Annotated in this window: 2 protein-coding genes; one reads left to right on the forward strand and one right to left on the reverse strand. The window is 39.1% G+C overall.

The genetic code is table 11. From position 1 onward, the window contains the following. Nucleotides 1-253: 253 nt before the first annotated feature. Nucleotides 254-463 carry a hypothetical protein gene (locus ACIQCO_RS28130; RefSeq protein WP_400435469.1) on the reverse strand — a complete coding sequence of 70 codons (210 nt, stop codon included), beginning with the start codon at nucleotides 461-463 and terminating at the stop codon, nucleotides 254-256. A gap of 253 nt (nucleotides 464-716) precedes the next feature. Between ACIQCO_RS28130 and ACIQCO_RS28135 the strand changes: the two genes are divergently transcribed. After that, complete coding sequence (locus ACIQCO_RS28135; RefSeq protein WP_400435472.1) at nucleotides 717-1,355, forward strand: hypothetical protein; 639 nt, start codon at nucleotides 717-719, stop codon at nucleotides 1,353-1,355. Nucleotides 1,356-1,693: the final 338 nt, after the last annotated feature.

Here is a 1,693-nt window from a genome sequence, read left to right on the forward strand (position 1 = left end):
CTCTTCCAGCCGTAGAATTAGTATTGACGGTTCTAACCCATTTTCATTCTCTGTGGTGAAGCGCGGTTTTTTGCGCTTCATGAATGGCTAAAGGGTACATTACTTCAACAATGAGGTAATGCCATTTTCTTATTCAAGTAACGTGGCATTTAGTGAAAGAAGAGAAATAAATTCTATTTCCTTTATAAAATACTTTTAGTCCGTATAAGTTCTGTCTGTGGCTTAATTGAAGCATATCGACTTTATTTCCGATTTACCTGTTGAATAATGCCCTCTCCTTGTAATTTGCGTTTAACATATAATTTTCACTCAGATTTAGGCTCATGAAGACCGGGGAAACTTGAGAAACAGCAGGAACCATAAGACATAATCTCCCGGAAATGACGACGATGCTCGCAAGACTCCACTTTTTGGCTTTACTTAAATATTCATCAACCTTATGATTCATTCTACTATTTGTCATCAAGGATCACCCGAAGGGGCATTAATCTTTCCATGGTTCAAATATATAAAAAGGCTATCAATAATAGACAAGCGCCGATTCATTTGCCAACACCCATCAATATATTGCTTATAACCACATTTAATGTACAGAGCGACTCGCTTTGTCACAAGCCTGTTTTCCAAAATTTTATACTTCGATTTCGTTGAGCATTGCGCAGGGAGGCGCTGGTGGACAATCAATTTATCTCGATGAAAGTGAGGAATCATATACTGTGAAATTTGAAGATGATACAGATCCAAACTCAATTTTGTCCGATGCTTTAGAAAATCTTGAAAACGCTGAAGAGATCAATGAGGCTGCTGATAACTTACAACAAGTTCTGGGGACTGAACCGGGATCTACGGGAGGTTCAGTCACCTTTAATGATCTTCTTGCAGCCAATGAATTAGCAGATGAGACAGTACAACATGCGATTGCTGATGAGCTTGCCCCCCCTTGTGGATGCGTTTTGTCGATCTATTTAGCTGCTCCAGTAGTTAGCAATAACGATTTCGTTGGGTTGGGTACCTCATCAGGGGGTGCAATGGGTTTTGTACGAAATAATGTAGTCATACCACAGACAGCAACTATTACAGGCTTGGTTTTCAGTATCCGCGATAATAGTTTAAGCGCAACTGATTCGGTAACGGCTGAGATATTTGTAAGCACAGATTGTGGCGTTACTCCTTTAGCCACAGGTATTATAGCAACGGTAAATGGTCCGAATCCCCCAAATTGTTGTGCATTTTCACCCGGTACCTTTGCTGTCCACCAATGCGATCTACTATCTGTACAAATTAAAAACGATATGACGGAAGATCCTGCCTTACCAGATGGTGTAGCAGCTACTATCCTGTATACTATCCCTTAACTCAATCTATAAATCAAAGAGGCTGACTCAAAAGTTCGTTGAATGACGAATCTATTGAATCAAGTTTTTATTTTATGGAATTCGACAAAAAACGAAAGTAACATAATACAAAAAACGTTACATTCAAACTAATACGATTTTGTCAGTGAGGCATTTTAAAGGTTGTTGTTGAACTAACGGGGGCGTTAATCAAAGAAGGATTAACGCTTTTTTTGTTGAAATTATTAAGTTAACGGGGCAGAATAGTTGTGCGAAATGTTTCTAGCTTAAATGGAGGATGGTCACATTTCTCTGGTAAAGGCTAGACAGTTCCTGTCGGAACTGAAGGATTATACCGA

It is taken from the genome of Neobacillus sp. NPDC093127, from assembly GCF_044754175.1.
In the GTDB taxonomy this organism is placed as follows: domain Bacteria; phylum Bacillota; class Bacilli; order Bacillales; family Cytobacillaceae; genus Neobacillus.